Here is a 22,197-nt window from a genome sequence, read left to right as displayed (position 1 = left end):
CAGACGCAGATAACGCGGATAGCACGGATCAAAAATAAGAATCCGCATTATCCGCGTCATCTGCGTCTAAAAGATAAGACTCATTTGCTCTTGATTCACAAACTCGTTTATCTTCTTTCTGTATTACCCCCAACGTTGCAAATGATAATGCTATGAGACATTTTTATATCCTTTGAAACAAATAGCATATATAATGCAACGAATAATACATGATTTTGACCAATTTTTACAAATAAAATTCAGTCGAAATACCGACCTTTGTCAACGAAACAAAATCTATTTAAATCCATTATCATGAATGCATTTCAAAAAACAGGCGAAAAGATGACAAACTACAGATGGACCATCTGTGCTATGCTATTTTTTGCTACTACAGTTAACTATCTCGACCGTCAAGTTCTCTCATTGACGTGGGATGAATTTATCAAACCGGAATTCCACTGGGACGAATCTCACTACGGTACTATTACTTCTGTTTTCTCCATTGTATACGCTATATGTATGCTGTTTGCCGGTCGTTTTGTCGACTGGATGGGAACTAAAAAAGGATTTTTATGGGCTATCGGTGTCTGGTCGGCAGGTGCTTGTCTTCATGCCGTTTGTGGTATTGTTACAGAAGCACAAGTTGGGCTTCATAGTGCAGCAGAACTGGCCGGTGCCACAGGAGATGTGGTAGTGACTATTGCTACGGTCAGTATGTACTGCTTCCTCGCTGCCCGCTGTATCCTTGCTTTAGGAGAAGCCGGTAACTTCCCTGCCGCTATTAAAGTAACCGCAGAGTACTTCCCTAAAAAAGACCGTGCTTATGCTACTTCTATCTTTAATGCTGGTGCATCTATCGGAGCATTGATCGCTCCTCTTACCATTCCTATCCTGGCAAAAATGTTCGGTTGGGAAATGGCATTTATCGTAATTGGTGGACTTGGCTTTATCTGGATGGGATTCTGGGTGTTTATGTATGATGCCCCGTCGAAAAGCAAACATGTCAATCAGGCAGAGCTTGACTACATCGAGCAAGATAATCGCGAAGCAGGCAGTGCTCCAATGACAGACGAAAAAGATGAAAAGAGAATGAAGTTCTGGCAATGTTTCAGCTACAAACAAACATGGGCCTTTGTATTCGGTAAGTTCATGACTGACGGCGTATGGTGGTTCTTCCTTTTCTGGACTCCGTCTTATCTGAATACACAATTCGGTATTAAAACCTCCGACCCGCTAGGTATGGCGTTGATCTTTACGCTTTATGCAGTGACTATGTTATCTATCTATGGTGGTAAACTACCTACTATCTTCATCAACAGAACAGGTATGAATCCGTATGCAGCCCGTATGAAAGCGATGCTAATCTTCGCCTTCTTCCCGCTGGTTGTACTATTAGCACAACCGTTAGGTACTGTTTCTCCATGGTTCCCGGTTATCTTAATCGGTATTGGTGGAGCTGCTCATCAATCCTGGTCGGCCAATATATTCTCTACCGTAGGCGATATGTTCCCAAGAACAGCTATTGCAAGTATCACCGGTATAGGTGGTATGGCAGGAGGCGTAGGCTCTATGATTCTTCAGAAAGTGGCAGGTAACTTGTTCGTATATGCTTCCGGAACAACGATGATCGACGGCAAAGAGGTGGAAATGACAAAAGAATTACTCGAACAAGGAGCACAATTCGTACACCCAGCCATGACATTCATGGGATTCGAAGGCAAACCAGCCGGATATTTCGTTATCTTCTGCGTATGTGCAGTAGCTTATCTGTTGGGTTGGGTTATCATGAAGGCATTAGTTCCGAAATACAAACCTATCGTATTAGAGTAAATCTATTCGAACAGATAGAATCATTAAAAACAAAAGAGTAACTCGTCGCCGAGTTACTCTTTTGTTTTAGCCAATTATTCAAAAAAAATGAAAAATGAAAAAATAAAAAAGCCTCTTCTCACGAAGAAGGCTTTTTAGGTTTACTTATCCTGCATCATCCTCCTGCAAAATTTTTAACCGAAACACTAGAAACAGTGTTTTTGCATTCCTATAATGAAGTATAGTAAACGTTAAGATGAAAAAAAGGGAAGTCTCACGACTTCCACAATTCTTCTAACCTTAAATCTAAATCTCTATGAAAAAAACGTGTTGCAAATATAGGCGTTTGTTCAACATAGAGGTGTTAATGAATTGCATAAAGAGAGAATAAAAACTAACATCTGCAAAATGATGCAATTTTTCAGAAGCTTTCTATTAATTTTAATAAACTTTTATAGAGTGGATTGCGTTCGAGTAGTTCGGGAACTCCTGTAATGAACATCTGTTTTCTTGCACGAGTCAAGGCAACATTCAGTTTCCGGTCGATCAAAACACCCTCTTCTTCCGTCAGATTGGATAGAAATTTTAGTTGGTAAGGGTAGTTGACACAGAAGGAATAGATTATTACATCACGCTCGCTTCCCTGGAACCGTTCTACTGTGTCAACTAGAATTCGGTTCAGAGCTGGAATACCTAATGATTCTATTTCTTTTTTTATCAATGCTATCTGACTCCGGTAAGGGGTAATGATCCCTAAAGTACGGGATTCGTCAAAATCTGTCTGATGCTCTTCATAAATGCGAGCAGCTAAGTCGGCAACAATACGTGCTTCCGAATAGTTGATCTTTGCAGATGCTCCAGCCTTTTCCGGCACAGAGGGATAAAAAGCCAAACGACAGATAGTATCGGATGATTCTATTTGGTGAGGCAGGCCGACAGGGATCAGACGCCCTCCATAAAAGGCACGATTAGCAAACAAAGCAACTTCCGGATGCATTCGCCCTTGACGGCACAGCATATCGTAGGAGCGTTGAACCGTTGCGGTACAGTTCCGGTAGAGGCGTTCAAACAAGGAATCTTTCAGATTGGTCAACCCGATAGACAGTAAAGATTCATCATAAATGGCCGATTGCTCCGTATTTTGCTGTACCACAGCAGGCAGTTGTTTATGATCTCCGATCAACACAAACTTATCTATTGCATCTTTTCCGTCTTCTCCACGTGCACAGAGGATGCCTAACAACTGCGGTTCCAATATTTGGGTAGCCTCATCAATAATGGCTACATCGAAATGCTTCAAACGAAACAGTTCCGGTTTGCCGGAAATAGCCGCTACCGTTCCCACAATAATCCGACAATTCCGGATGCGTTCGTACACTTCCGAACGACGGTTACAAGAGGATAATTCATTTTCAATCAGATGCCCGCGGTAGGCTTCATCACATGATAATTCACTTCCCACACGTATAAAATCAACAGCCGGAGCAATGGAAGCCAGCGACTTGCATATCTCATCGACAGCCCGGTTGGTGTATGAAAGCAAAAGAATCTGCGCATCTTTATCTGCATGAAAAGTCTCTACCATTTTCTTCAGGGCACATGAAGTTTTGCCTGTTCCCGGAGGCCCGATAAGAAGGAAATAATCCTGTGCGGCTTTTGCTTTCAAGGCGATTCGCGTAAAATCGTCTTCCGAACGGGAAATCATGGAATCCAATGATTCATCAAACCGAGGAGGACGCTGTGACAACAATAAGTCACGCCGCTCCTTCCTTGCAGAAAGATAAATATATAACCCCTGATACATCGAGCGGAATGTTGTATCCATCGTATCATGTTCTATCGCATAAAGGCTTTCGGCAGGAAGTACGGATGGGTTCTGCTGGGTAGCACGTAAGCGAATACCTATTTCGTTTTCTGTCAGGTATTCAATATTACCCTTGAAAACCATTTTATTGGTAACGTTATCTGTATCGCTGTTTCGTTCATAAAGGATTATGGCGTCGCCTTGACGGAAATTAGGGAGAGAAATCTCTGTTTCAAGAGCTTCACTTCTGACAGTCTTACTTGTAGAGGCTTCATTTCCAAGAATATCATTTCCAATAGCTTTATCTCCGGTAATGTCATTTACGGCAGCTTCATTCAACAAAGTTTTCCCAGCCTTTTCCTTTTTAAAGAAAGAAAAAGTAAGTCCGGCTTTATGTTCATCGGCCGCATGATTCTCCTTTATTTTCAAATCATAAATGATTTCTCCGGCCTCGCATTTCTCCGCTAATGTAGAAAGCCATAAAGAAGCTGCCCCGGTACGTCCCTCATAATCCACATCACCGGATTTTGAGGTATAAAGTTCCTTTGTAATAAAGTTATACACCGCATAGAAGTAATTCTTTTCCAGTGGAGAAAGAGCTTTCAGTTTCGATTGAAAGTTATCAATAGAGGGACGCAGGTATGTTTCCCAAAAACGTCCTTTCAATCCTCGTTCATTCAAGGTGGAGGCATTGATTTCTTCCAGTTTTTGTGCCGTATATTCCAGACTGTTGCGTAATTGGACGCCATATTCATCGGCCACAATGCGGTTACGCAAGTCAATCACCCGACGTACCATCGCCCACGAAGGACGGGAGGGATAAAGGAGCGGATAACGGGTATAAAGCAAATAGGCTTTCACTTTCCGGTGATCCATTCCCATCGAATATTGCAGGACTGCTTGATAAAGTAACATCTGTACTTTATTATTCTCCTTCGGCTCTACCTTGCCCCGGATAGCGTATTCATCCGCCTTGCCGGATTTCATTTCTATGAAAGAAGACATGTCCCGCTGCATATAGTCGAGACGTCCCTGAAGTCCGAGTGCTTCACAGATATAAGAAGGTTCGAGCACGGCATCCGTCTTGTCCAGTTCATAACCGGCTGCATGAAAGGTATCATTGACCGTTTCACGAATATGATCGAAGTGCAGTTTGCAGTCCTCAAAGAATTGGCGTTCTTTCTCTTTGTCGCGCAAATCGGAACAGGCAGCCAGCTCAATAGGATAACGCCGGAAGGCTTTCTGCATACAGGTACGATAATCTATGTCTTCACTCTTCGCATAAATCCATTCGTCCAGGAAAAGATTGGCTATATTTCCCAGCAACAGAGGCCGGGCATTTTCGATCGGTTGAAGACGGGACAGGAAATAATTGGCCGGATGATGCCCGTAGTCACGGAAACACTCTGCCAAAGAACTGATGTCAAGCAAATAATCCGGTTCGAGTACAATGAAAGAAGGAGTCAGGATTCCCGCCTCATCCACTGCAACATCCAATAAATTGACCTGGGCATGACGCCAAAGCAGTTTGCACGTCTCTGCAAACTCTTCATTGATTTGAGGGATATTATAACGAACTAAATATGGTTTCTCCGAGACTTCGTCCAAGGGAGTCACATACAAATATTGCTCATCGGCATACTGGAAGCAGACACGCATTCGCTGCACCCGTTCGCGGGCAGGAGGCGCAACCAGGTAGGTGGCATCCGCACGCGGAAGTAGGCGGTATAATTCCAAGGGAATATCCTCTTCCAAGAGTTTACGAATAAAAAAAGCTAATGTTTTCGCATCGCGCAAGAGTTGTTCCCGGTTGGGCTCCTGCTGGCGGTTCAAGATAGCATTCGAAGTGAGCCGGAAAGTATGCAGCCGGTTCTGCTCTGCAACAGAAAGACCGACCTTAGCCGCCACGAAACTGATTCGTGCGGAAAGGTCGGTCATCTGTAAGCTTTCGTTTTGCATTTGCGCGCGACAAATACGCTCCAGCAAGTCGCGCATTTGCTTATATCCTACGGCAAGATAAGCATCTTCCGTCCGGCAAACTGCTAAAAGGATTTCATAAGATTCTATCGCTTCACTCTTCGGACAGGGCAACTTCATCTCCAGCTTCATCTTCAACTTCCTCTTCTGTTTTCTTCTTGTCCTTTATCATCAAAATACTCATCTCGTACAACAGATAAAGCGGAATAGCAACAACACTCAAGGTGAACGGGTCTCCCGTCGGAGTAATAATAGCAGCAGCTATCACTATGACGACAACCGCATGACGGCGGTATTTCCGCAGGAAGGACTTGTTGACCACTCCCATTAAAGAAAGCAACCATGTAACCAATGGAAGTTCAAAAGCCAATCCCATGCAGAGAATCAGCATCATAAAATTGTCGATATAAGAATTGAGCGACAGGATATTCTCCACTTCCGAACTCAACTGATAAGTAGAAAGGAAACGGAGAGTCAACGGATAAACCATAAAGTAGCCCAACAGTACACCGATGAAGAACATCAGTGTTCCGATAGTCAATGCTTTACGCACGCCCTTTCTCTCATTCGGATAAAGGGCGGGATTGATGAAACGCCATATTTCAAAAAAGATATAAGGCATAGCCGTCACCACCGACATCCAGAATGCTGTCGACATGTGAATAAAGAAAGGAGCAGCCAAGTTGATATTGACCAGCTTCACATAAAATTGTTGCGTGAAGAAGTCATCGGTCAAATCAAATGTTTTACCGATATGCCGTAATAAATCGTAGAATATGAAATCATTGTGGCAAGGCGCAAGTATTACATGGTCGAAGAGGTAGGGCATAGCAATAAAATAGCCTATTGCCAATACAAACCAAACTCCAACTACCCGAAAAAGTACCTTACGCAATTCGTCCAAATGATCCCAAAAGGTCATTTCTGCCATCCGTATGTTGTGCTCTTTTAGTTCTTAGAAGGATCTACTGGTTTGTCCAACTCGTCTTTAGCCTTGTTTATTTCATCTTTCGCTTCGTTTACACCGTCTTTGAAGCTCTTTACGCCTTTGCCTAATCCGCGCATCAGTTCAGGAATTTTCTTTCCACCAAAAAGAAGAAGGATAACCAAAGCGATAATAATCCATTCGGAACCACTGGGCAAAAAGCCTAACAATAATAAGTTTGTCATAAGTTTATTTGATATAAGAGGTTTTTAATAGCTGATGCAAAGATAATTATTTTAATGAAGAATGAAGAATGAAGAATGAAAAATTCGCGATGTGAGTGATTCATCATAATCGCGTAGCCATTCTTCATTCATCATTCTTCATTCTTCATTAAAATTAGTCCTGATAATATACCCGTTTCACCCGTGTCGATATACTTGTCAACACTTCATAAGGGATCGTTTCCAGCTTATCGGACAACACCGTAATCGGCAGATCATCACCGAAGATGATAGCTTGATCGCCTTCCCGACAATCAATATCCGTCACATCGATCATGCAAACATCCATACAGATATTCCCCACATAAGGAGCTTTCTTTCCGTTCACCAGGCAATAGGCGTTACCGCGTCCCAAGTGGCGGTTCAGTCCATCCGCATAACCGATAGGAATAGCTGCAATGCGTGAAGGGCGTACCAAATGCCCCATCCGGCTATATCCTACCGTATCTTCTTGAGGAACATCCCGGATCTGAAGGATGGTGGTCTTGAGCGTACTTACATTATGTATTATCGAATTGTCTATCGGGCTGACTCCATAAAGTCCGATTCCCAAGCGCACCATATCGTACTGTGCTTCGGGGAAACGCTCGATTCCTGCCGTATTACAGATATGACGGAGAATCTTATGAGAGAAAGCGGCCTGCAATTCTTGCGAACCTTTCTCGAACAATTCAATCTGTCCGCGGGTGAAATCGTCGAACTGCGACGAATCACTTCCTACGAAATGAGAGAATACAGAACGGGGAATCACCGCACTCTGATTCTTCAGTCGACGGATAAGCAATGGAATATCCTCTACCGCAAAGCCCAAACGGTGCATACCTGTATCAAGTTTCACATGAATGGGGAAGTTGGTGATTCCTTCTTTCTCCGCAGCTTTGATAAGTGCGTCGAGCAGATGGAAATTATAGACTTCCGGTTCCAGTTTATAATCAAACATGGTTTTGAATGCGGTAAGTTCCGGGTCCATAATGATAATAGAGGCGGTAATGCCTGCCTTGCGGAGTTCGGAACCTTCGTCAGCAACAGCTACGGCCAGATAATCGACATGGTGTTCCTGTAAACTCTTGGCTATTTCATACGAACCGGCTCCGTAAGCTGATGCTTTCACCATACAGATCATCTTTGTTTCCGGATGGCGAAGCATAGAACGGTAATGGTTCAAGTTGGCTACCATCGCTCCGAGATTTACTTCAAGAATGGTTTCATGTACCTTCAATTCGAGGGTTTCGGATACCAAATCAAAGTTGAACACGCGGGAACCTTTCACCAGAATCACTTCCGAATGAAGCGATTTAAGTATATTGGATGCAAGGAGTGCTTCTGTATTAGGGAAGAAGTAGCGTTCGAGATCATCATCAAAACGAGCGGAACAAGAAGATATCTCCTGCCCTACACCAATCAGTTTATTAATCCCTTTGCTCTGTACCAATTGTGCTACACGCCGATAAAGCGTAGCGGTACTTTGTCCGGTTTCCAGTATATCCGACAGGATAAGCGTCCGTTTCAAGCCTTTCTTTTCCGAGCGGCGTACAAGGAAATCGAGAGCAATATCCAATGATGCCAGGTCTGAATTGTAGCTATCATTAATCAGTACACAGTTATTCTTCCCCTCTTTCACCTCCAGACGCATGGCAATCGGTTCGAGACGGGCCATCCGCTCGGTTATCTGGTCGGCAGGTGTCATCAGGTAAAGACAAGCTGCCAGACAATTCAGTGCATTTTCAATGGAAGCGTCATCGATGAAAGGGATACAGAAAGTATTATCCATCTCCAGATAACGATAAGATATAACGGTATGATCTTCTTTCTTGGTCACACGGCTGATATACAACGGGCGTTCAATGTCGGTACGGCTCCAAGCAATCTCACGTGCCGTCAGCATTGATTTTGCGACACAATTACTGATTAACTCGTTATCACCATTGTAAATCACGACATCACAGTCTTTGAAAAGCGTCAGCTTTTCCATGCATTTCTCCTGCAAGGAGAAGAAGTTTTCCTGATGGGCACCACCGATATTGGTCAGAATACCAATAGTAGGCTTAATCATTCGTTTCAAAGCTCCCATCTCCCCCATCTCGGAAATGCCGGCTTCGAAAATACCCAGTTCGGCTTCTTCAGAAAGTTGCCACACAGAAAGTGGGACTCCGATCTGCGAATTATAACTGCGTGGAGAACGAACGATGCAACGATCCGGGCTAAGCAACTGGTGCAACCACTCCTTCACAATGGTTTTTCCATTACTGCCGGTGATACCGATCACAGGGATCTTAAATTTATCACGATGTGTTTCGGCAAGCTTCTGCAAAGCTTTCAGAGGATTGGGAACGATGAGGAAGTTGAGAGTTGAGAGTTGAGAATTGAGAGTGGGCTGCGCACCATCATGCTGCATAGAACTCTCAACTCTCAACTCTCCATTCTCAACTTCTTTAAAGTCTTCTTCCGTAATTACAAAATTACGTACGCCCCGGTCATATAAATCGGGGATATAACGGGCTCCGCTGTTTCGTTTGGTAGTTAAAGCAAAAAAAAGAGTTTCTTCCGGAAAACTCAAAGAGCGGCTGTCTGTTAGCAGCCAATCAATAGTCGCTTTATGTTTGCCCACACGGCGGGCACCGATACTTTTGGCTATGGATTCAATCGCATATGACATAGTTCTGTTTCTTTTTGAAAATCTAAGTACGGGTATTTTCCAATAAGTCGTTCTATTTTTAACACTATTTGTCCTAAAAAGCGTTGATACGCTTCTGACTCGGGATGAAAGGGTTTGTGCGCCAAGTCCCGGCGGATGTCTTGCACAGCTACGATAACCTGCTTTGTTTCAGGAGAAAAGAAGGTTTCGGAGAAGCGTTCCCACAGGTAACGAATCGCCAGAGGAGACGGATGCAACATATCGTCGGCATAGAAGCGATAATCACGTAATTCGTCCAATATGATTTCATAAGAGGGGAAATAGAACACTCGTTCCGGGAACAGTTGTTGCAATCGGTCGATGGCGAGTAGCAGAGTCGATTTGCTTAACTGGTTGGCGTGCATCCCGTCGCGTATATGACGGATCGGGCTGACTGTAAACAGCCATTTTAGATCCGGATTCCGGGCGGCCATTTCGGTGATGAGTGCTGTATAATCTTCTACAATTTCTTCAACAGACAGAAGCCTACGATTAAATTTATTCTCAGGCAGTTTATGACAGTTAGACACTACCTTTCCCGTTTCTTTCTGCTCATAAACATAAGCAGTTCCAAAAGTCAACATCAGCCAGTCAAGTTTTTGCATAGCCTGATGAACTTGTAACAGCCGAATATTGATATTCTGCAATGTACTTTCCAAGGTAGGTCCAGAAAAAAGACCATGATGCATAGGACTATGCCAAAGGTCATTATGGAAAAACAAGTCACCCTTCTTATATACTTTTCTTTTTAAGATTTCAATCAGAACAGCAGAAAGAGAAGAAGGGTTGTAAAGAATACCAAAAGGATTCAAATCTAATTGAAATTTGGCATCTTTCAAAAAATTCCCTACATTTTGGACAAAGCAAGATCCCATCATGAGTATTTGTCCGGCATGAGTAATAGGCGGTAAACCAACAGGTAACTCTATTTGTGTACGGAAATCCATATTATTTTCTCTTTAAAAATTTCAAACTATTCTCCAAGCACTACCCAATACCCATATCGTTTGCTTCCTACGCGTTTTAATAAGCCCAACTCCTGTAAACGTGCCAAGTTATATTTTATACCATCGACTGTTATACCTTCAATATGACTATTTAAATCCGCCCGTGTGGCCTCCGGATGTTCTCTTAGATAACTTAAAATCATATTTTGGGCTTCTGTTAATTTCTGGGTAGTGTATTGGGTAGTAGATTGGGTAGTATGTTGGGTAGTATGTTGGGTAGTATATTGAGCCGGTCTTCGTTCATTATCGGCACTATCTTCCATATTTATATTCTCCTGATAGTTCTTTTTAATAAACTGTACTTGAAAAGACAAACCAACCTCCTTCCAACATAAATCAATTTCAGGATAAGATTTCATTTCTTCAGCCACCATTTTCAATCCATTACCCCATTGGTCAATGATGCCAAGTCTTTTAAACACAGGAGCTATTACTTTATTTCTTGCATCTGATTGGCGGCTCTCCATTGCCGAATAATCAATAGAGGGTGGTAAAAGACCAGGACTTGTGATCTCAACCATATCATCATATATGGCAACTTTGACATCTTTTCCTGTCAGAGAATAATCTCTATGTACAATCGCATTACGGATAATCTCCCTTATTGCCTTCACTGGATACTCCCAACGTGAAACCGTATATACTCCCTCTATATTTGCTGCTTTATTAATATGCCGAAGTACAAAGTTATAAGTTTCTTCCGCCTGTAACCCAATGTGGACAATAATGCTTTTTTGATCTAAAAACTCTTCCGTTCCTGTCCCTTTGAAACGGGCACATTCAACTTTGGCATTCGGAAACATAGAATTACGCAAATTATCATCCGAAAATAGAAGTAAAGCTTTTGTAGGATATTCTTTATCCTGTTCAGTCTTAACCAATTCCAGTTTACGAAGTACTTGAATATTTAAATCTTCACCTGTTTTCTCTTTGTAGAGTAACTTAAACCCACTTATATCCAATTCATCTGCGGACTTATCCATGACAACCTCACTATCAAAAGAAATATTTCTCCGTCTCCGCTCTAACTCTGCAATAATTGTTTCATCAGCTAGTTTATTGGTTGAACCAACCCTAATATAAGTTCCTTTCAGCTTCCCTTTATCTTTAAGATAGTAAGGGGGCATACTTCCACGATAAATACACACTTTAATAAGGTGTTTGTCCTCTATAGTTAAAAAAGAGACTTCAGGTAATATAATCGGATAACATCTATCATATATTAAATTACTAATTTGCTCTTCAATACGAGGTAATTCTTCTTCTGACAACCCTATTATCTGTCGCGGGTTATCATTGATACCTATATAAATTTCACCTCCCGCATCATTGGCAAAAGCCACTACAGTTTTTGCTAAATCAGAATTTGTAGGAAGCTCACCTTTAAATTCTAAACGCCGACCTTCAGACTGGTTTATAAGTTCATTAATAGACATCTATTGAATATATTGTTTTTTAAACTTTTTCTCGAAGCAAAAGTACAATAAAGATATGACAAATAATTGGAGAAGCAAAAGAACTTTCTTATCTTTGTCTTTATCTGATAATCAAACCAACAAACTGCAAAATATAATTATCCATAATATGAATAACATACAAGTTAGCCTAAAAGCAGATAACCAAAACGGAATACTATCCATACAAGGAGTTGATTTATTTAGTATCATAGATACCGACTGGAACTGGAACAATATTTCATTCATACAAATCAGCTATCAATGAATATTTCTAATCAATTATTGGATGAAATAGCCAAAGAGTGCCAACCATTATTTAAAGGAATAAAACAAGAAGACATACATGTAAAATGATTAGTTCATTGATAAAAAGTAACCATTTAGATTAACTGGATAGTTAACCTACTCTCATTTATTCATTTATTATTGGTACTACAGACTGATTAGACAGTAGGAAACAAAATAAGTTTTTCGCCGAAAAGGAGGTCGAATATACTTTCTTTTCGTATTTTTGCACTAAATTTCCTAGAATCATGAATAGTGAACCAACATATAACTTGTTAAACTCCATCAATTACCCCGAAGACCTACGTAAACTAACCGTAGAGCAACTGCCGGAAGTATGCGGTGAACTAAGGCAAGACATTATTAAAGAACTCTGCTGCAACCCCGGACACTTCGCCGCCAGCCTGGGAACCGTGGAACTAACCGTAGCTCTGCACTACGTCTACAATACACCATACGACCGTATTGTATGGGACGTGGGACATCAGGCATACGGCCACAAAATTCTGACAGGACGCCGTGAAGCATTTTCCACAAACAGGAAACTCGGAGGAATCCGCCCTTTCCCATCTCCGGAAGAAAGCGAATATGATACTTTCACGTGCGGACACGCTTCCAATTCTATTTCTGCCGCTCTCGGTATGGCTGTCGCAGCCGCCCGGAAAGGAGACGCCAAACGCCATGTAGTAGCCATTATCGGCGACGGATCAATGAGTGGCGGACTGGCTTTTGAAGGACTGAACAACGCATCTGCCACGTCGAACAACCTGCTCATTATCCTGAATGACAATGATATGGCAATCGACCGCAGCGTAGGAGGCATGAAGCAGTATCTTTTCAACTTAACGACTTCCAACCGCTATAATCAGCTACGTTTCAAGCTCTCGCGCATGCTGTTCAAGCTTGGCATTTTAAACGAAGAACGCCGCAAAGCACTCATCCGTTTCGGAAATAGCCTGAAATCAATGGCGGCACAGCAACAGAATATTTTTGAAGGGATGAATATCCGTTACTTCGGTCCGATAGACGGACACGACGTAAAGAACCTGGCAAGAGTATTACGTGATATCAAAGATATGCAAGGACCTAAAATCCTGCACCTGCACACTATCAAAGGAAAAGGATTCGGTCCGGCAGAGAAACACGCTACCGAATGGCATGCTCCCGGCAAATTCGATCCCGTCACCGGCGAACGTTTCATTGCCAACACCGAAGGAATGCCCCCGCTTTTCCAGGACGTATTCGGAAATACACTGGTGGAACTTGCCGAAGCCAACCCGAAGATTGTCGGTGTCACTCCCGCCATGCCCAGCGGCTGTTCGATGAATATACTGATGGAGAAAATGCCGAAACGCGCTTTCGATGTCGGCATTGCCGAAGGACATGCGGTTACCTTCTCCGGAGGGATGGCTAAAGACGGACTGCAACCGTTCTGCAATATCTATTCTTCTTTTATGCAACGGGCGCATGATAATATCATCCACGACGTAGCGATTCAGAATCTTCCTGTTGTTTTGTGTCTCGACCGCGCCGGACTGGTTGGCGAAGACGGTCCTACTCACCACGGAGCTTTTGATATGGCATGTTTACGCCCGATCCCTAATCTGACTATCAGTTCCCCCATGGACGAACACGAATTACGTCGCCTGATGTATACGGCACAATTGCCGGACAAGGGACCGTTCGTGATCCGCTACCCCCGTGGACGCGGTGTACTGGTAGACTGGAAATGTCCGCTGGAAGAAATTCCGGTAGGAAAAGGACGGAAACTGAAAGAGGGTAGCGACCTTGCAGTGATTACTATCGGACCGATAGGAAACGTAGCCACCCGTGCCATCACCCGGGCAGAAGCAGATTTAGGTCTGTCCATCGCCCATTACGATTTACGATTCCTGAAACCGCTGGATGAAGAGTTGTTGCATGAGGCAGGACGCAAATTCCAACGTATCCTGACCATCGAAGACGGAATTATCAAAGGCGGTATGGGTAGCGCTGTCCTCGAATTTATGGCAGACAACGAATACAAACCGACCGTGAAGCGTATCGGTATCCCTAATATATTTGTAGAACATGGGGCAGTCGCCGAACTATACCAACTGTGCGGCATGGATGAAGAAGGGATTCTGACTAAAATAAAAGAATTTATCAATTGACATGAAGATTATTATTGCCGGTGCCGGCAACGTAGGCACCCATTTGGCCAAACTGTTATCGCGCGAAAAGCAAGATATTATCTTGATGGATGATGACGAAGAGAAACTAAGTGCTCTTAGCGCCAACTTTGACTTGCTGACTGTTGCCGCTTCTCCTTCTTCCATCTCCGGATTGAAAGAAGTGGGCGTCAAAGAAGCCGACCTGTTTATCGCAGTCACACCGGACGAAAGCCGCAACATGACTGCCTGTATGCTGGCCACCAACCTGGGAGCCAAAAAGACAGTGGCGCGTATCGACAACTATGAATATCTTCTACCCAAAAATAAAGAGTTTTTCCAGAAGCTGGGAGTAGATTCGCTGATTTACCCGGAAATGCTGGCTGCTAAAGAAATCGTATCTTCCATGCGCATGAGCTGGGTACGCCAATGGTGGGAATTCTGTGGAGGTTCGCTGGTTCTGATTGGTACGAAGATGCGCGAAAAGGCTGAAATCCTGAATATACCGCTGCACCAATTAGGCGGTCCCAACATTCCTTACCATGTAGTAGCCATCAAACGCGGAACGGAAACGATTATCCCTCGCGGAGACGATGTTATTAAATTGCATGATATTGTTTATTTCACCACTACCCGCAAATACATTCCTTATATACGTAAGATAGCCGGCAAAGAAGACTATGCCGACGTACGCAATGTAATGATTATGGGAGGTAGCCGTATCGCAGTCCGTACCGCACAATATGTACCGGACTATATGCAGGTGAAAATAGTGGATAATGACCTGAACCGTTGCAACCGCCTGACAGAGCTACTGGATGACAAAACAATGATTATCAACGGAGACGGTCGCGACATGGACCTGCTTATCGAAGAAGGGCTAAAGAATACCGAAGCATTTGTAGCCTTGACCGGCAACTCGGAAACGAATATCCTGGCCTGTCTCGCCGCCAAACGTATGGGAGTGGAAAAGACGGTGGCAGAAGTGGAGAACATCGACTATATCGGTATGGCAGAGAGTCTTGACATCGGCACAGTTATCAATAAAAAAATGATTGCTGCCAGCCATATCTACCAAATGATGCTGGACGCCGACGTGTCTAATGTGAAATGCCTGACTTTTGCCAATGCGGACGTTGCAGAATTCACCGTACCGGAAGGGGCCAAAATAACCAAACACCTGATTAAAGACCTGGGACTTCCCAAAGGCACCACCATCGGAGGAATGATCCGTAACGGAGAAGGTATCCTGGTGACAGGTGATACGCAAATCCGCCCCGGCGACCATGTAGTCGTATTCTGCCTAAGCATGATGATTAAAAAGATTGAGAAGTTCTTTAACTAAGTATTAACAAATACTTGTATATGATTAACTCGAAGATGATATTCCGGATTCTGGGTTTTCTGCTTCTGATAGAAACAGTTATGCTATTATGTTGTGGGGGTGTTTCTCTTTTTTATAAGGAGAATGACTTGCAGAGTTTTCTGGTTTCATCGGCTATTACCACTAGCATCGGTATTCTGTTGCTCGCCATCGGGAAAGACGCAGTGAAATCCCTGAATCGCCGTGATGGATATGTCATAGTCAGTGTAGCATGGGTCACCTTTTCCCTTTTCGGAATGTTACCTTATTATATAGGAGGGTATATTCCAAGTGTTACGGATGCATTTTTTGAAACGATGTCCGGGTTCAGCAGTACGGGTGCCACCATCTTGAATAATATAGAGTCAATGCCTCATGGAATACTTTTTTGGCGGGCTATGACGCAATGGATAGGCGGTTTGGGTATTGTATTCTTCACCATTGCCGTTCTACCGATTTTCGGTGTGGGTGGAATTCAGGTGTTCGCAGCAGAAGCCAGCGGTCCTACTCATGACAAAGTGCATCCCCGTATTGGTATCACTGCCAAATGGATTTGGGGTATTTATGCCGGAATGACAGGAACATTGATTGTCTTATTAGTATTTGGAGGTATGAGTGTGTTTGACAGTATATGCCATGCTTTCACGACAACCAGCACTGGCGGATTTTCTACCAAACAAGCAAGTATCGAATATTATCACTCACCCTATATAGATTATGTAATCTCTATTTTCATGTTTCTTTCGGGCATCAACTTCACGCTATTACTGTTGATGTTCAATGGAAAAATAAAGAAGTTCATTCATGATGCAGAGCTAAAGTTCTATTTCTGGTGTGTCTCTTTCTTTACTATATTTATTGCAGTCTGGCTTCATCAGACTTCTTCTATGGAGATAGAAGAAGCGTTCCGTAAATCTCTTTTCCAAGTGATTTCCTTGCAAACTTCTACGGGATTTGCCACAGCCGATTATATGCTTTGGCCTTCTATCCTTTGGGGATGCCTTCTAATAGTGATGATAATCGGAGCCTGTGCCGGCAGTACAACAGGAGGTATAAAATGTATTCGTATGGTTATCCTGTTTCAGGTTGTGAAAAACGAATTCAAACATATTCTTCACCCTAATGCCGTGCTCCCGGTGCGAGTTAACAAACAGGTTATTTCTCCTTCCATCCAGTCTACAGTATTGGCCTTTACTTTTTTATATGCAGTCATCGCTATCATCAGCATACTTATCATGATGGGGCTGGGAGTCGGTTTTCTGGAATCAATCGGAACGGTTATCTCAAGTATGGGTAATATGGGACCGGGACTCGGTACATGCGGCCCGGCTTTTTCATGGAGTCAATTGCCTGATGCCGCCAAATGGCTGCTTTCTTTTTTAATGCTCTTGGGACGTTTGGAATTGTTTACAGTATTACTACTTTTCACTTCCGATTTCTGGAAAAAGAATTAAGAATTCAATAAAGGTAGTCTCTTTAATGCAAAAGCTACAATAAGACATACATTATCAAGCTATTACAAAGAGTACTTATCTATTCATATATTCTCAACGATACTCACTGTAATGAGAAAAAATACTCATCGCAATGAGAAAAAGTTCTCATTATAGTGAGAATTCTTTCTCATTACGGTGAGTATTCTATCGTATTTTTACGCTGTTATCACATCATATCTTTCTAAGTAAAATCTTTCTTACAACAGGCTTATTTATTTCATAAATCTTATTGATAAGAACATCCATTTCCTGTTGGCGAGCATCACGGACAGCTTCAAACATCATCTTTGAATACATATCACGACGTCCCTTCAACCAAACGTTTTTATCCAAGTTTTCATCCATCACCTCGATCGCTTTTCTGTCGTCAGCATACAGCAATCCCTTTTGCTGGAAAAAGCCGAATTCACACCACGCATATTCTCTGAATGTTCTTTCAATTTCCCAACGATATTCATTCAGGTGCATCACCGTCAATGCTTGTTGGTATTGGGGAGTTTTGGATTCAGCAGCAAGATTAATGCCCTTTGCCAGTTCATCTCCACTCCAGGTTCCAATTTCTTCATCGTCTATCAACAACTTATAATTGCCTTTCAGTCCTGTTACTTTCAACGTTTCACGGTTCATCTCTTCCATAAAAGGAACAACTTTCAGCACTTCTGCCTGGCTCTTTTTCTGTCCCCAACCACGAGCAATAGTATCTAAAGGATAAGGAAGAGCTTCTGCCAAATAGTCAAAACTCAAATCTTTTCCGTTCTTCTTTATATTTGAAACGGTACAATTTTCCGACTTAACGGCTTGTTTTTTATTAGCATTAATCTCCATATCCGCTACTTCTTTACCTACAAATCCCTGGGCTTTCAGGAAAAGATAGGCCATCACCATGTGCCCGTCGTTATCGGGATGAATACGGTCACTGCCACAAAGGGTAAAGGTAGGATCTTTCTGCTGATATTGCTGATTAATAGCTGTCATAGGAGCATTTAAATCGGTAAATTCCCAATTATTCTTAGCTGCCGATTCTTTCTGATATTCAACAAGCCGTTTGATGGTTTCATTCTTTGTCTTGAACGGTGTATTCTCTTTGAGTTGTACGGTTTCATCATACGGAGAAGTTCCGACCATCACGATACGGGTATCAGGAAGATCTTTAAAACGTTTCTCCATCTGCTGGTAATTCTTTATACTTTCCTGATATTTCTGCTCACCGAATTCTTTGGGCTTATCACCGTTATATTCAAAATATCCGGAATCATTCATACCAAAAGTAACCATCAACACGGAAGGTTTCATCGCAAAAATATCACCATCCAGACGTTTGTTCATATCATAGGCTGTATCTCCACCAATACCACCGTTGAAAACACGGATAGGCATATCTGGAAAGCGGGTCATATAATACAACCAGATGTATGAATGGTAATGACCACCATCCGTTATACTATTTCCCAGAAACACTGCTCTCTCACCCTCCTTAAAAGGTTTCACAGTTTGTGCAAACGCAGCAGTACATGTCATACAAGCCGCTGCAATCAATACAAAAAGTTTTTTCATGTCTTAATTTCTATTTTATAAACTGTTATTTTCATTATGAACGTTTTCTTTATTTTTTGAGAGGATCATATACGGCAACTGCCACGCGTGAATCGGCACAGCCATAATATAAGAACCATTTCTGATTGTGGAATACAAGTCCTTCTATAAATACGGTTCCGGCTGGATATTGTCCGCTCTTCTCAAAGTCTGATTCGGGAATATAGAAAGGTTTATCCAAGCGATCGATTAGTTTAGTAGGATCTTTGGCATCAAATAAGGCTTGTCCGGCGCAATAAGAGTTGGCTGTATACAGTGTGTCTCCTTCTGCGCCCGATTTATTTTTGCCGTTATAAAATAAAAGGATTCCTTTGTCAGTCAGGATGGCAGGAGGACCACATTCGGTCAGGTCACTGTCGAACTTACCTGAGCGGGGAGTCATCACTTTCAGGAATTCTCCATTTTCATCCAACATCGGTTCCCAGTTGACAAGGTCTGTGGAAGTGGCTACATTCACAAACTTTTCTCCCCAGTACATCCAGTATTTGCCATCAATCTTGGCAATCACTTGTTTGCCGTCGATTAATTGGGTTACGATAGAGGCAGATTTGGAAAATTCATCTATGAATCTTCCGTTATATGCTTTTGCGAAAGCCGGTCCATGTTTTTCCCACGTTTGAAGATCGCGCGAGGTGGCCACTGCCAAACGCGCCTGTTTGCGGTTCCATTGTGTGTAATGCATTACGTAAAGCCCGTCTTCTGTTACAGCAACACGTGGGTCTTCGCAACCGCCGGGATTTTCCAGTTCTTTCTGACTGTCGTCTGCCGGATAAAATACAGGTACGGACATTCGTTTGAAGTGTAGTCCGTCGTCAGAAGAGGCATATCCCAGACGGGAGGTACGTGATCCGATACCGGTTGCCGAGTTATCTTCAGCCCGGTAGAGGACTACTACTTTCCCATCATAAACAGTAGCAGCGGGATTAAACGTATCACTCGCTTCCCATGCTACTGAATCCTGTCTCATCGGACAATAGAAAAAGGTAGTAGTGTCAGGAGAAATAATCGGATTAATACCTTCCGGACGCTGGAAATCTGCCCACGCCCAATCCGGGAACTCTGCTGTTTGCTTCTTCTCGCCACAGGAAGTGATTAATGCGGCAGCCATCAGTAGATAAGCTATGTTTTGTAGTTTTCTTTTCATTTTCACGTTTGATGTTATAAATAAGTGCTCTTACAAAATTATCTTATATCATAAATTCATATACCTCGTTGATTTGCTTTAAGGAAAAGAGGGAGGCGTCACTTTAGTTCCCCACTTCACGTCAGGCTTGGACGAGGTAGTGTATTCTATCGTAGCCCCATTATTCAGTTGATCCCAATCGATCCATGTACTGTCATACGGTTTACCGTTCAGTTTCATGGACTTGATATAAATATTCTTTTCCGAACCGCCTTTTATCACCATATCCCCTTTCTTCAAATGAACTTTCACGGATGAGAATATCGGAGTGTTCACCGTAAAGCCTCCCACTCCCGGTATTTCGGGATAAAGACCGATACAAGCGAACACATACCAGGCGCCCATCGTCCCTAAATCATCATTGCCCGGCAGACCATCAATTTTACTTGAATATTGTTCATTCAATACACGGTTAATAATCTCCTGTGCTTTATAGGGAGTTCCTACCCAGTTGTATATCCAGGGAATGTGGAAGCTCGGTTCATTGCCGGAAGCGAACCAGGCATCATTATAACCGGCATCCAGGCGGGTAAAGAATTCATCCAGACGTTTTTCTGCCGCTGCTTTGCCTCCAATGATTTCTATCAGACCGGCAATGTCGTATGGTACCATCCAGAAATAATTCTTATAGGTCGATTCACGGAAATCTTCAGTCAGTGGTTTCCACGAACCATCCGGATTACGTGATTGCAACCATCCGGTTTCCGGGTTATACAGATTCTTCCATGAACGTGCAAAATGGAAATAACGCCAACTTGCAAACTCATCTCCTACGGCATGTAAGGCAAATTGTGCGATTGCAAAATCAGCGGAAGTATATTCTAGTTGTATAGAAGCGTTGTAATATCCTTTATCCAAATACTGTTTCAGTCCCGGACGAGCCTCAACCTCCTGTGACATTGCTCCCGGTTCTTCCGCTCCTTTTCTCATGGTTTTGAAAATCGGTTTCGGGTCATAATTGCGGGCACCAAAAGCGTAAGCATTGGATATTAGGATAGGAGTCGGATCTCCTTGCATCACGCCGGTCTCTATATTAGCCATCACCCAACGCGGGAAAGCACCACCAGCTTCTTCGGCAAACAATTGGTGAGAAATAACAATATCAGAGGCTACTTCAGGATCAAGGATTGACAATAGTTGAATCTGTGTACGATAGGTATCCCAGTTGCTAAAAGAAGTATAGTGCTTGGAACGGGATTTATGCACTCTGAAGTCAGCTCCCATGTATTCTCCGTTCACATCGCTGCATACATTCGGGTGAATGAATGAACGATACAGATGAGTATAAAATTGAGTGGTACGATCCGGATTGGTTCCTTCTACTTCAATCTTACCCAAATAATGATTCCATTTGGATTCTGCCTGATTCTGAATCTGCAGGAAATCCCATCCGGTATTCTCCGCTTTCAGATTCTCGCGTGCATTTTCTACTGATACATAAGAAACCCCAATCTTATATTGGATATTTTTCTTCTTATTTACATCAAAAGTAAAATAGACTCCGGAGTATTCTCCTTCAGCAAAAGTCGTGTTCGGCTTCAGTTCATCTCTTTTCCATGTTCCCGATTCCAACGCATCCGTATCAAACTCTGCTACAAAATAGACTTTATACGGTGTACGGAGTCCACAGAAATTACCGCCTTCTGCATATCCTTCACACTTATTCGGTGCAGTAATAACGATGGCGGCCTGCTCTATCGGAGTTGCGGAAATGCCTCCACCGATAATTACCGTACCATATTGCTGATCGGCCGGATATTCATAACTCGCCATACCGGTCCTTTCGGTTACTGTCAGTTTTGCATGAATATCTTCCTGCACCTTTGCTTCATAATAACCGGCGTGTCCTTTTTCTTCAGAAATATTGATGCGGTAGTTGAGGATATTGTCCGGAGACATCTTCAGTTTACCTTTTACCGGAAAAGTGGGAAAGTTGCCCATGTGCTCGCAACCGCCACCACTCAACTGATTGATGACGAATCCGGAACGTTTGGAAAAATAAGAGGGGGTGAACTGCACCATTCCGTATGGATAGGTGGCTCCGGGATAAAGATATCCCGAAGTCAAACCCACGCCCTTCGTTCCTATCAGGGTATTTACCTGACGGGCATAATTACTCCCGACGTTCTGCGCCGAGAGACTCCCCCACCCTCCAATCAAAACCAATAATAAACCTGTTAAAATTTTATTTTTCATACTGTATTCTTC

Annotated in this window: 14 protein-coding genes; 5 read left to right on the top strand and 9 right to left on the bottom strand. The window is 42.9% G+C overall.

The window, feature by feature from the left end:
- The first annotated feature begins 294 nt into the window (after nt 1-294).
- Nucleotides 295-1,812, top strand: coding sequence for an MFS transporter (locus KTR06_RS07790; protein ID WP_004301500.1), 1,518 nt, complete (start codon nt 295-297; stop codon nt 1,810-1,812).
- A 400-nt stretch (nt 1,813-2,212) separates the two neighbouring features.
- On the opposite strand, the gene KTR06_RS07785 is transcribed toward KTR06_RS07790, so the two are convergent.
- The 6 genes from KTR06_RS07785 to KTR06_RS07760 all read right to left on the bottom strand — a co-directional run bounded on the left by KTR06_RS07785 (nt 2,213) and on the right by KTR06_RS07760 (nt 11,898).
- Nucleotides 2,213-5,704 carry an AAA domain-containing protein gene (locus KTR06_RS07785; RefSeq protein WP_217290173.1) on the bottom strand — a complete coding sequence of 1,164 codons (3,492 nt, stop codon included), beginning with the start codon at nt 5,702-5,704 and terminating at the stop codon, nt 2,213-2,215.
- Nucleotides 5,667-6,503, bottom strand: coding sequence for a twin-arginine translocase subunit TatC (gene tatC, locus KTR06_RS07780; protein WP_004301498.1), 837 nt, complete (start codon nt 6,501-6,503; stop codon nt 5,667-5,669). Before tatC ends, KTR06_RS07785 begins: the two co-directional genes overlap by 38 nt.
- Before the next feature lie 17 nt (nt 6,504-6,520).
- Nucleotides 6,521-6,742 carry a twin-arginine translocase TatA/TatE family subunit gene (tatA, locus tag KTR06_RS07775; protein ID WP_004301497.1) on the bottom strand — a complete coding sequence of 74 codons (222 nt, stop codon included), beginning with the start codon at nt 6,740-6,742 and terminating at the stop codon, nt 6,521-6,523.
- Between the two features lie 154 nt (nt 6,743-6,896).
- Complete coding sequence (locus tag KTR06_RS07770) at nt 6,897-9,437, bottom strand: bifunctional UDP-N-acetylmuramoyl-tripeptide:D-alanyl-D-alanine ligase/alanine racemase (protein ID WP_217290165.1); 2,541 nt, start codon at nt 9,435-9,437, stop codon at nt 6,897-6,899.
- The gene (locus tag KTR06_RS07765; RefSeq protein WP_217290164.1) at nt 9,413-10,402 is read right to left on the bottom strand and encodes a GSCFA domain-containing protein; all 990 of its coding nucleotides are present in this window, start codon (nt 10,400-10,402) and stop codon (nt 9,413-9,415) included. The genes KTR06_RS07770 and KTR06_RS07765 overlap by 25 nt, the downstream gene beginning before the upstream one ends.
- 26 nt (nt 10,403-10,428) lie before the next feature.
- Entirely contained in the window at nt 10,429-11,898 is a 1,470-nt protein-coding gene (locus KTR06_RS07760) for an RNA-binding domain-containing protein (protein WP_120067179.1), read from the bottom strand.
- A 148-nt stretch (nt 11,899-12,046) separates the two neighbouring features.
- Here KTR06_RS07760 and KTR06_RS07755 point away from each other — a divergent pair, with 148 nt between their 5' ends.
- From KTR06_RS07755 to KTR06_RS07740, 4 genes are all read left to right on the top strand, one after another.
- Nucleotides 12,047-12,184 carry a hypothetical protein gene (locus tag KTR06_RS07755; RefSeq protein ID WP_153882607.1) on the top strand — a complete coding sequence of 46 codons (138 nt, stop codon included), beginning with the start codon at nt 12,047-12,049 and terminating at the stop codon, nt 12,182-12,184.
- Nucleotides 12,185-12,452: 268 nt separating this feature from the next.
- The gene (dxs, locus tag KTR06_RS07750; RefSeq protein ID WP_049701907.1) at nt 12,453-14,357 is read left to right on the top strand and encodes a 1-deoxy-D-xylulose-5-phosphate synthase; all 1,905 of its coding nucleotides are present in this window, start codon (nt 12,453-12,455) and stop codon (nt 14,355-14,357) included.
- 1 nt (nt 14,358) lies between these two features.
- Nucleotides 14,359-15,699, top strand: a complete 1,341-nt coding sequence (trkA, locus tag KTR06_RS07745; protein ID WP_004305310.1) for a Trk system potassium transporter TrkA — start codon at nt 14,359-14,361, stop codon at nt 15,697-15,699.
- Nucleotides 15,700-15,719: 20 nt separating this feature from the next.
- Nucleotides 15,720-17,171: a TrkH family potassium uptake protein gene (locus tag KTR06_RS07740; RefSeq protein WP_087321471.1), complete on the top strand. Its 1,452-nt coding sequence runs from the start codon at nt 15,720-15,722 to the stop codon at nt 17,169-17,171.
- Between the two features lie 213 nt (nt 17,172-17,384).
- On the opposite strand, the gene KTR06_RS07735 is transcribed toward KTR06_RS07740, so the two are convergent.
- From KTR06_RS07735 to KTR06_RS07725, 3 genes are all read right to left on the bottom strand, one after another.
- Entirely contained in the window at nt 17,385-18,767 is a 1,383-nt protein-coding gene (locus KTR06_RS07735) for an SGNH/GDSL hydrolase family protein (RefSeq protein WP_004301490.1), read from the bottom strand.
- Nucleotides 18,768-18,816: 49 nt separating this feature from the next.
- Nucleotides 18,817-19,950, bottom strand: coding sequence for a glycoside hydrolase family 130 protein (locus KTR06_RS07730; RefSeq protein ID WP_118194803.1), 1,134 nt, complete (start codon nt 19,948-19,950; stop codon nt 18,817-18,819).
- Between the two features lie 78 nt (nt 19,951-20,028).
- The gene (locus tag KTR06_RS07725; protein ID WP_120067180.1) at nt 20,029-22,185 is read right to left on the bottom strand and encodes a GH92 family glycosyl hydrolase; all 2,157 of its coding nucleotides are present in this window, start codon (nt 22,183-22,185) and stop codon (nt 20,029-20,031) included.
- Nucleotides 22,186-22,197 lie beyond the last annotated feature (12 nt).

It is taken from the genome of Bacteroides sp. MSK.20.12 (genome assembly GCF_019052435.1).
GTDB lineage: Bacteria > Bacteroidota > Bacteroidia > Bacteroidales > Bacteroidaceae > Bacteroides > Bacteroides xylanisolvens.
Note: the sequence above shows the minus strand (reverse complement) of the source record. Positions and strands in the feature narration are given on the sequence as shown.

Coding starts and splice junctions, on each gene's coding strand:
- KTR06_RS07785 (WP_217290173.1), bottom strand. CDS start 5,704: ATGAAGCTGGAGATGAAGTTGCCCTGTCCGAAGAGTGAAGCGATAGAA.
- KTR06_RS07760 (WP_120067179.1), bottom strand. CDS start 11,898: ATGTCTATTAATGAACTTATAAACCAGTCTGAAGGTCGGCGTTTAGAA.
- KTR06_RS07765 (WP_217290164.1), bottom strand. CDS start 10,402: ATGGATTTCCGTACACAAATAGAGTTACCTGTTGGTTTACCGCCTATT.
- KTR06_RS07725 (WP_120067180.1), bottom strand. CDS start 22,185: ATGAAAAATAAAATTTTAACAGGTTTATTATTGGTTTTGATTGGAGGG.
- dxs (WP_049701907.1), top strand. CDS start 12,453: ATGAATAGTGAACCAACATATAACTTGTTAAACTCCATCAATTACCCC.
- KTR06_RS07730 (WP_118194803.1), bottom strand. CDS start 19,950: ATGAAAAGAAAACTACAAAACATAGCTTATCTACTGATGGCTGCCGCA.
- KTR06_RS07735 (WP_004301490.1), bottom strand. CDS start 18,767: ATGAAAAAACTTTTTGTATTGATTGCAGCGGCTTGTATGACATGTACT.
- KTR06_RS07770 (WP_217290165.1), bottom strand. CDS start 9,437: ATGTCATATGCGATTGAATCCATAGCCAAAAGTATCGGTGCCCGCCGT.
- tatC (WP_004301498.1), bottom strand. CDS start 6,503: ATGGCAGAAATGACCTTTTGGGATCATTTGGACGAATTGCGTAAGGTA.
- tatA (WP_004301497.1), bottom strand. CDS start 6,742: ATGACAAACTTATTATTGTTAGGCTTTTTGCCCAGTGGTTCCGAATGG.
- trkA (WP_004305310.1), top strand. CDS start 14,359: ATGAAGATTATTATTGCCGGTGCCGGCAACGTAGGCACCCATTTGGCC.
- KTR06_RS07740 (WP_087321471.1), top strand. CDS start 15,720: ATGATTAACTCGAAGATGATATTCCGGATTCTGGGTTTTCTGCTTCTG.
- KTR06_RS07755 (WP_153882607.1), top strand. CDS start 12,047: ATGAATAACATACAAGTTAGCCTAAAAGCAGATAACCAAAACGGAATA.
- KTR06_RS07790 (WP_004301500.1), top strand. CDS start 295: ATGAATGCATTTCAAAAAACAGGCGAAAAGATGACAAACTACAGATGG.